The organism is Streptomyces sp. NPDC047315, from assembly GCF_040643215.1.
Taxonomy (GTDB): domain Bacteria; phylum Actinomycetota; class Actinomycetes; order Streptomycetales; family Streptomycetaceae; genus Streptomyces.
In genome coordinates, this window is the sequence record NZ_JBEYTZ010000060.1 from 21,039 (window position 1) to 29,739 (window position 8,701).

Annotated in this window: 5 protein-coding genes; all 5 read left to right on the forward strand. The window is 68.4% G+C overall.

The genetic code is table 11. The features are described from left to right. Nucleotides 1–147: 147 nt before the first annotated feature. On the forward strand, nt 148–2,133 hold the full coding sequence (locus tag ABZ842_RS37225; protein WP_361547729.1) for an AIPR family protein: 1,986 nt from the start codon (nt 148–150) through the stop codon (nt 2,131–2,133). Continuing rightward, nucleotides 2,114–3,475: a serine/threonine-protein kinase gene (locus ABZ842_RS37230; protein WP_361547732.1), complete on the forward strand. Its 1,362-nt coding sequence runs from the start codon at nt 2,114–2,116 to the stop codon at nt 3,473–3,475. The genes ABZ842_RS37225 and ABZ842_RS37230 overlap by 20 nt, the downstream gene beginning before the upstream one ends. A 760-nt stretch (nt 3,476–4,235) precedes the next feature. After that, entirely contained in the window at nt 4,236–5,501 is a 1,266-nt protein-coding gene (locus ABZ842_RS37235) for a cytochrome P450 (protein WP_361547735.1), read from the forward strand. A gap of 108 nt (nt 5,502–5,609) precedes the next feature. Further along, a complete protein-coding gene (locus tag ABZ842_RS37240; protein ID WP_361547738.1) occupies nt 5,610–6,062 on the forward strand; it encodes a hypothetical protein in 453 nt (150 codons plus the stop codon). A 166-nt stretch (nt 6,063–6,228) separates the two neighbouring features. Next, the coding region (locus ABZ842_RS37245) for an amino acid adenylation domain-containing protein (RefSeq protein WP_361547741.1) at nt 6,229–8,701 on the forward strand (2,473 nt) is incomplete at its 3' end.

Below are 8,701 nucleotides of genomic sequence, written 5' to 3' on the forward strand. Positions count from 1 at the left end.
CGCCTCGTACCAGTCCGGCAGCTCCGTGCTGCCCTGAGCCGGGAGTTCGCGCGCCTGATCGACAGGACGGACTCCCCGCCCGCAAAGCCTGACCCTTCGCGCGAGCGTGTCCTTCTCGCGCGCGCCCTAGCCGCCAAAGCCGTCTCCATGCTCACGGACCGCGATCCGGACGAGGCCGCCGCAGCCGTCATCGACGGCGCAGAAGACATGGGCATCGACGCCGTCGCATCGTCCATCGCCACCCCTGAGCTGTGGCTCATCCAGGCCAAGTGGAGCGACCGCGGAACGCCGGAGATCTCCGCCGCCGACGTCCACCGCCTGATTCTCGGCCTGCATCGATTGACGGATCTGCGCTACGAAGCACTCAACACCAGGTTCCAGCACCTTGCGGCGAGGATCGGCGACGTGCTCGCTTCCCCCGATTGCCGCATCCACCTGGTCCATGCTGCGACGGGCGACGGACGGCTGACTCCGGCCGCCGAGAACGTCCTCACGCGTTCCGTGGCCGAGTTCAATGCTTTCGGCGACCTCGTGGACTTCCGCTCCCTCGCGCTCGCCGACTTCCACGCCGCGGTCCGCCAGGACGCGTCCCCGAAGCAGCCCTCCGTGACCGCGACGATGGTCGACGGCTGGAGCGCCATGCACCACCCGTACGAGACCTACATGGGCCTGATCGCGGCGGACGAACTGGCCGGTTGGTACGAGCAGCACGGCGAGCGGTTGTACGAGGGCAACCTGCGCCGATACCTGGGCATGACCAAGGTGAACCAGGAGTTGGTGGGCAGCCTGATCGGCGACCCCGACCACTTCCTGTACTTCAACAACGGCGTCACCGTCGTCTGCGACGCAGTCCAGTTCGACTACTTCGCCCGCCGGAGGGCCGGCGAGCCGGCGCGGCTGAAACTGACCAACGCCCAGATCGTCAACGGCGCACAGACCGCCACGTCGGCGTACCACGCCTTCCGGCAAGCACCGGACGCCACCGCGCAGGCATACGTCATGCTCCGGGTCATGTGCGTCAAGGACGGTCCGGACGGGCTCGCACGAAGCATCGCGAAGGCCACCAACACGCAGAACCACGTCGAGGCACGGGACTTCGTCGCCCTCGCCCCGGAACAGGCCCTGATCCGAGAGGACTTCGCCCACACCCTGGGGAAGTCGTACGTCTACAAGCGCGGCGAACTCGACCCGTCGCCGGCCACCGGCTGCTCGATCGTCGAAGCTGCGCTCGCCCTCGCCTGCGCCCACCGGGACGCAGGCGTCGTCGCGAGCGTACGGGCGGACCACGAACACCTCTGGCGTTCCGGACCGGACGGCGCGTACACCAAGCTCTTCGGTGGCCGCCCCACCGCACTCCAGATCTGGCGTTCGGTCCAGTTGACCCGTGCGATCCGAGAGGCGCTGCACGCCGCCTCCGACACCCTCTCCGGTCGCGACCGGGCCCTGATCGACCCCGGGGCGCTCCTCCTCAGCCACGTCGCCTTTCGGCTGGTCGGCGACGACGACATCGACGAGCCGGGAGACGCCTGGCAGAGCAGGGCGAACGCGGTCGTGGGGCAGATCGGCGCGATCGTCTCCCTGCTGACGACACTGCTGGACGACCTCTACGGTGGGCGCCCCCTGCTCTCCACGGTCTTCAGCGATGCGAGCAGATGTCGGCAGATCGCCGCGGCGGTGCTGGACAGCCTCGCCGCGGAGGGCGTTCCCACCTCACCGGTACCCACCTCACGGGACCACCGCTCGCGCCCGTCCCGACGACGACGTCCGAGCAGCGTGTCCCGGCTCGTCGCCCACAGGCGGATCGACGACGGCGCGCGACTCGTCTTCCGCACCACCACGCCCTCGGAGGAACAAGCGCTCGGCGAATGGCTCAGCGAGGATCCGCGCCGCTACATCGCCACCTGGGTCAATGACGCGAGTGCACCCCTGACCTGGGCCGCGGACGGCGCGCGCTACTCCCCGAGCGGCTTGGTGACGCGGATCTGGCACGAGGCCGCGTGGGCCGAGGCGCCGGTGGCGGTCCAAGGGCCCCGGAGTTGGGTCCTGCCCGGGGAAGGCACGCTCGCCGAACTCGCAGAAGAACTCCGGGCCGACGGCGCGGCCGGATCGGGCGATGACGTCCGTGGATCGTGACATCGGAGCCCTGGTGGTCCTCGACGATCGCTACGAACTGCGCACGCGACTCGGCACCGGGGCCATGGGACAGGTCTGGCAGGCGTACGACCGGGAGCTGCGCCGCCCCGTCGCCGTCAAGCGCATCCATCCACACCATGTCCCCATCACCGGCGACCGGACGGCCGCCGACGAACTGGTCGAACGCTTCCGCCGGGAGGCTCGGATCGTCGCGGGCTTTCGCCACCCCGGCCTCCCGGTGCTCTACGACGCGCATCTCGGGAATGAGGTGAAGGACGTCTACATGGTCATGGAGCACGTCCTCGGCGACACCCTCGAATGCATGCTGCGGAACGGGCTGCGGCTCACGGAGGCGCAAGTGGTCGACATCGCCCTGCAGCTCTGTGACATCCTCGCGCACACCCACGCCCTCCCGGTGATCCACCGGGACCTCAAGCCGGCGAACATCATGGTGTCGCCCACCGGTCGGATCACCGTGATCGACTTCGGTGTCGCGGCGACGTTCAAGGGCGCGGCCCGAACCCGTCAGCGGCTGACGCGCCACGGTCAGGTGCTCGGCACCGTCGGCTACCTGGCCCCCGAACAGCTCGTACAGTCCGGGCTCATCGTCCCGCAGACCGACCTCTACGCGATGGGCTGCATCCTCTACGAGCTCCTCACCGGAGAGCCGCCCTTCATCGACGAACTGAACGCGGTCCTGCACGACCCTCCGGTCCCGCTGGCGATGTTGCGCCCCGACGTTCACCCAGCGCTGGAAGCCGTCGTCACCCAGGCGCTGGCCAAGCGGCAGGACGAACGGCCCCCCTCCGCACGGGCCGTCCAGGACCGCTTACTGACCCTCCGACCGGGCGCGGAGCCCGCTCCCGCCACCCTCGTACAGTCACCTGGCCACGGCTCCGGGCCCGCGCCGATTCCCGAGCGCTTCGGCCGCGCTCAGGACCTCTTCGACGACGGAGACCTCGGCCGAGCACTTCCCGCCTACACGGCCCTGGCAGTGGAGTTCGCCGGCGCCGACCCCCAGCAAGCCGATCAGGCGGCACAGTGCCGGGCCCGCGCCGCGCAGTGCCGCATGGGACTCGGGCACCTCCACGAGGCGCTGGAGCAGTTCCGCGACCTGGTAGACGAACTGGCCTCCGTACGCCCGTCCAGCGACCCTCTGCTGCTGGAGGCTCGGCTGCACACCGGAACCCTCCTGGTCACCCTGGGTGACCACGGCGCGGCGACGAACGAACTCACTGACCTTCACCAACTCCTCCTGTCCCTGCCCAGGGAGCACTACCGCCATGAACTGACGGTGGTGACTCATCACCTGAACCGGATCAGGAGGGGTTACGCCGGCTGAGGAGAGGGGCGTGGAGGAGGTCCGAGGTTCAGGGTTAGGCCTCGTGCGCACCGGGAGGCGTTTGAGCGCGGGGACCACGCGGTATCGCGCCAGCCGGCGCGATACCGGCCTGAACGGTTTTGAGGGTGCCGGAGAACCACTCGTCGGCTTCGGCCGACCATGAGGAGTGCGGTATCACGTATCACGGGTGCTTTATCACGGCGCGTTCGTCAGGATCCTCGCTCCTCGATTGCGGCCCCTACCCGGACCTCGGTCGGGCTGGCTGCCGGGTGAGCCCCGGGCTGGTAAGCGCAGTTCGGCGAGTACGGGATGTTCGTCGGCGGTGGTTCGTTGAGCCGAACACATACTTGGTGGCCGTGGCAGTCGTACTCGAGCGGGAGCGGCATTTTTCTGGATGACGCCTCGACAGCGATGCCGGGGCGGGATTACCTTCGCTCTGCAACAAGTTTGCACATCGCATGACTTGGTCCCGACTGAGCCACACTCCAGTGTCGAAGGTTCGTGAGCTTCGAGCGAGTGCTGGCCACGGACACGACATGCGCCACGGACCCGGATCGCACAGAGCGTTGCGCGAGCACATCGTTTGCATTCTGCGCCGTACCCGACCGACGCCACCGGCGTCGACATTGACTCCGTCACACGCAGAGGGGCGCATTTTCCGCCCGCAGTGCGCGTACATCGAATAGGAATGGCGCAGCCGGACAATCCGTTGATCCCGGGCTGGCATCGACCAGCCACCGGACATTACGGGGAGAGAGCTTTGACCACAGACGACTTAGGGACCGCCACCGAACCGGTCGACCTCCTCTCGGAGGAGCTGGCGGTCGACCCCCACGGTGGGTACGGCCGACTGCGTGAGCGTGCCCCTGTGCTCACGGCGTCCGTCATGGGTGGACCGTCGATGTGCCTGGTCACCCGGTATGCCGACGTCCGGTCCGTCCTCGTGGACCCACGCTTCCGCAGCGACCCGGCATCGGTGCCCGACGGCCAGGACGTGCGGGGCGCGATCATGAACGCGCTGAACGTTCCCGACGACCTCGTGGACTACCTGGCACAGAACATCCTGAGCACCGACGGTGCCGACCACATACGGCTGCGGAGGTTGGTCTCCCGGGCGTTCACGCCGCGCCGGGTCGCGAAGCTGCGACCCCGGATCGAAGAGATCACCGTGGAGTTGCTGGACGAGTTGGTGACCGCAGCCGGTTCCGAGGCGGCGCCGGTCGATCTCGTCGAGGGCCTCTGTTACCCGTTGCCGATCACCGTTATCTGCGAGCTGGTCGGAATCGACGTCGAAGACAGGCCGCGGTGGCAACAGTGGGGCCGGACGCTGTCGTCGATGAATCCGGACGGGCTCTCCACGGCGCTGCGCGAGGTCGTCGAGTCCGTGCACGAGCTGATCGCCCGCCGGCGCGCCGACCCCGCCGATGACATGGTCACGGGGTTGATCCAGGCCCAGGAGGACGACGGCGACCGGCTCTCCGACCGCGAGATGGTCACCATGGTCATCGCGTTGGTGATAGCCGGGCACGACACCACCGCACAACTGCTCGCCAGCTCGGTGCAAGCGCTGCTGGAGCACCCGGACCAGCTCGCCCGGTTGACCGAGCATCCCGAAGGCTGGCCCACGGCCGTGCAGGAGCTCATGCGCATGCGGGGGCCGGTCTTCGGTCAGGTTCGCTACCCCACCACCGACGTCGAGTTGGGCGGGACGGTGCTGAGAGCCGGAAGTCCGGTGATGCCCGGCTTGCTCTCCGCGAACACCGACCCCCGTGAGTTCGACCGCGCCGGCGAACTGGACCTGCGTCGGGAGACCGGGCCCGTGGAGCGCCATCTGACCTTCGGGCAGGGCGCCCACTACTGCCTGGGTGCCGCGCTGGTCGGGGACGAACTCGGGATCGCGCTGCGCACGCTGTTCACCCGGTTCCCGCACCTGACGCTGGCCGGACCGGGGGTTGAGCGGGAGATGCGGCCCGGATCCAGCCGGATCATCGAGGTGTCGGTCCGGCTGCACGACGGGACGGGGTAACCGCCCACGCCGGCATCGGGATTCACTGTAGGCTCGGTGTCACCGTTGTTCGATCCCAGGAGCGGCTATACGGCCCGTCGCGAGACGGTGCCGGGAAGGAACCACAAGATGATCACGGACCTCACGATCATTCGCATCGGGCAGGCCGTGCAGCTCACCCACCAGGGTGAGCGGGAGGCCGCTCGCCTTCAGTTCGAAGAGATCTGGGAAGAGATCGGCGGCGAGGAGGGGGACCCGCTGCAGCGTTGCACGCTCGCGCACGCGATGGCCGATGCGCAGGACGACGTGCACGAGGAACTGCTCTGGGACCAGCGGGCGTTGGCGGCAGCCGACCTGATCACCGAGGCGCGCATCGAAGAGGCCGGGGTGACGGTGTCGGCGGCCGGACTGTACCCCTCACTGCACCTGAACCTGAGCGAGTGCTACCGCAAACTCGGCGATCTGGACAGCGCTCGTGAGCACCTTGAGCGTGCACAGGCGACGATCGGTGCGCTCGGCGACGACGAGTACGGGCAGATGATCAAGAACGGCCTGGAGCAGGTGGCCGAACGGCTGCGCTGATTCTCATCTTTCCCGCACACGCGGGAGAGCCGTTTCCCTGTCATTCCAATTCACGCCGTGCGATCCACGGTTTCACTCCGCTGTAGTGGCGAGTTCCCTGCAACGAATTTTTGACATTACGCGCTCAGTCCTCGCATGTCCGCGTCGGGAGCCTGGGGTGTCTTTTATGGTGTGCCCGGATGCTGTTTCGGTTTCGTCTGCTCAGCGCGAGATCTGGCTCGCCCAGCAACGGAATCCGAAAAGCCCTGCCTATCGTGTTGGCGAATACCTTGAAATCGGCGGCTGGGTCGATGAGGTCCACTTCGAGTCCGCACTGCGCCAGGCCGTGGCGGAAGCCGATGCGCTGCACCGCCGGTTCGTCGAGGAGAACGGCGAACTGCGGCAGTACGCCCGGACGAACGGCGAATGGCCCCTCCCCGTGCTGGACGTCAGCGACGCGCCCGACCCGGTCGCAGCGGCCGAGGAGTGGATGCGGGCGGACCTGGCCAGACCGATGGACCTCGCACGCGATCACCTGTTCTCCTACGCCCTGTTCAAGATCGCGTCCGATCGGTACATCTGGTGTCAGACCTACCACCACATCGTGATGGACGCGTTCAGCTGGGCGCTGTTCGCACGGCGCGTGGCCGAGCTCTATTCGGCCGTGGTCTCCGGCACGGAGCCCGGCCCCAGCGGCTTCGGTTCCTCGGACCTGCTCGTGCGGTCGGACACCGCCTACCGCGCCTCGGCGGACTTCCAGGTCGACCGGGGCTACTGGGCCCGGCGCTTCGGCGACAGGCCCGCCCCCGCCCGCCTCGCGGCAGAACCCACCGGAACGCCGGCGAGGCCGGTGCGCCGGTCGGCCGCCCTGCCGCCCGCGTACGCCGACCGCCTGCGTGCCGTGGCTGACCAGGTCGGCGTTCGGTACTCGTCGTTGATGATCTCGGCAGTGGCCTTGTTCCTGCACCGGATGACCGGTGCCGAGGACGTCGTGCTGACGCTCCCGGTGACGGCGCGCACCGACCCCGGCCTGAGAACCGCCCCGGGCACGTTCTCCAACCTCGTCCCGCTGCGGATCGAGGTCCGGCCGGAGATGACCGTCCGGGATCTGCTGACGACGACGGCGGCCGAGATCCGGGACGCCGCGCGCCACCAGCGTTACCGCGGCGAGGACGTCGTGCGCGACCTCGACCCGGTCGGCAAGCGCCACGGCCTCCTGGGCCCGTACGTCAACTTCCTGTCGTTCCCGTACGACTTCGACTTCGCCGGCGGCAAGGTCACCGGGAGCAACCTGGCCACTGGTTTCGTCGACGACCTGGCGATCCTCCTTTCGGACCGGTCTGACGGATCCGGTACGACGGTCAGCTTCGACGCCCATCCGGGCCTGTACGGCGAGGACGCCCTCGCCAGGCATCTCGCGACCTTCCTGCGCCTGCTCGACTTCCTGGTCGACGGTGCCGCACCGGACGCGCGAGTCGGGCGGCTCGACCTGGTGAGCGACGACGAACGCCGCCGGTTGCTGGACTGGGGGAGGCCCAGCGTCCCCGCGCAGGCATCGGAAGCCACGCTGGTGGAGTCGTTCCAAGGCCGGGTCGCACGGCACCCGGACGCCGTCGCGGTGGTGGTCGGGGACGCCGCGCTGACGTATCGGGAGCTGAACGAGCGGGCGAACGGGCTGGCGCACTGGTTGGGCCGGCAGGGCGTCGGGCCGGAGACCCGGGTCGGGCTTGCGCTGCCCCGCTCGTTCGACCTCGTGATCGCGATCGTGGCCGTGGTGAAGGCCGGCGGTGCGTACGTGCCGATCGACCCGGCCTATCCACGCGACCGGATCGGCTTCGTGATCGAGGACGCCGATCCGCTGCTCGTCCTCGTCACTGACGAGACCGCGGACTGCGTCCCGCCAGCCGGGCGGGCCCGTGTCGTGGTGCTGGATTCCGCAGCGGTCACCACGGCCACGGCCCGGCAGCCCACCACCGATCCCGCGGCATCGTTGTCGGCGTCGAACTCCGCGTACGTCATCTACACGTCCGGGTCCACGGGCGTTCCCAAAGGCGTGCTGGTCTCCCATCGCAGTGTGGTCGGACTGCTGAACTCCACTCGACCGTTGTTCCGATTCGGCAGCGACGACGTGTGGACGATGTTCCACTCCACGGCCTTCGACTTCTCCGTGTGGGAGCTGTGGGGGGCGCTGTCGTCGGGCGGTCGAGTCGTCGTCGTCCCCTTCGAGACCAGCAGGGCGCCGGAGAAGTTCTTGCAGCTGCTTGTCGACGAAGAAGTGACCGTGCTCAACCAGACGCCGTCCGCGTTCTACCAGCTGATCGAGGCGGACCGCGAGGCCCCCGGCAGCCGCTTATCGCTCCGCACGGTGATTTTCGGCGGCGAGGCGCTCGACCCGACCCGGCTCAAGGAATGGTACGGGCGTCACTCGCCCGACGAGCCGGCCTTGATCAACATGTACGGCATCACCGAGACGACCGTGCACGTCACCCACCTCGGCCTGGAGCCCGAGACGGCCGGGACCGCGACCAGCCCGATCGGCGGTCCTCTGGCCGGCCTGCGGGTGTTTGTGTTGGATGGCGGGTTGGGTTTGGTGCCGGTTGGTGTGGTGGGGGAGTTGTATGTGGGTGGGTTGGGTTTGGCTCGGGGTTATGTGGGGCGTG

Excerpts from the sequence above, each read along its gene's own strand:
- ABZ842_RS37225 (WP_361547729.1), top strand. The coding sequence starts at position 148 with ATGCTCACGGACCGCGATCCGGACGAGGCCGCCGCAGCCGTCATCGAC.
- ABZ842_RS37230 (WP_361547732.1), top strand. The coding sequence starts at position 2,114 with ATGACGTCCGTGGATCGTGACATCGGAGCCCTGGTGGTCCTCGACGAT.
- ABZ842_RS37240 (WP_361547738.1), top strand. The coding sequence starts at position 5,610 with ATGATCACGGACCTCACGATCATTCGCATCGGGCAGGCCGTGCAGCTC.